This is a genomic window from Salmonella sp. SAL4457 (assembly GCF_046548235.1).
Classification (GTDB): domain Bacteria; phylum Pseudomonadota; class Gammaproteobacteria; order Enterobacterales; family Enterobacteriaceae; genus Salmonella; species Salmonella enterica.
This window is the reverse complement of the sequence record NZ_JBGDZO010000344.1, coordinates 1-281: the sequence shown is the minus strand read 5'-3', so window position 1 is coordinate 281 and position 281 is coordinate 1. Positions and strand designations below refer to the sequence as shown.

1 protein-coding gene is annotated in these 281 nt (G+C 68.3%); it reads right to left on the bottom strand.

All coding sequences use genetic code 11. The features are described 5' to 3' along the window. The coding region (locus tag ACLJNW_RS24575; RefSeq protein ID WP_410961266.1) for a class I SAM-dependent methyltransferase at positions 1 to 281 on the bottom strand (281 nt) is incomplete at both ends.

The following is a 281-nucleotide window of genomic DNA, read 5'->3' as shown; positions in this document are numbered from 1 at the left end:
AGCCTGCGTTGCGGAACAGCAGCGCCTTGAGGCCCGCCGCGGGGTCGACATCGGGGAACTCCGGCGGATTCTCCAGGCGTTCGACGAAGTGCAGCGACGGCGCCTCGCGGGCGGTTTCCTCGAGGAGGAAGTCGGGGCCGATGGCCGGGTCATTGATACAGGCCAGCAGGGTGCCGCCGGGCACCAGCAGTTCCGGCAGGCGGCGGAGGATCCTGCGGTAGTCCTGGGTCAGGACGAAGCTGCCTTTCTGGAAGCTCGGCGGATCGACGATCACCAGGTCG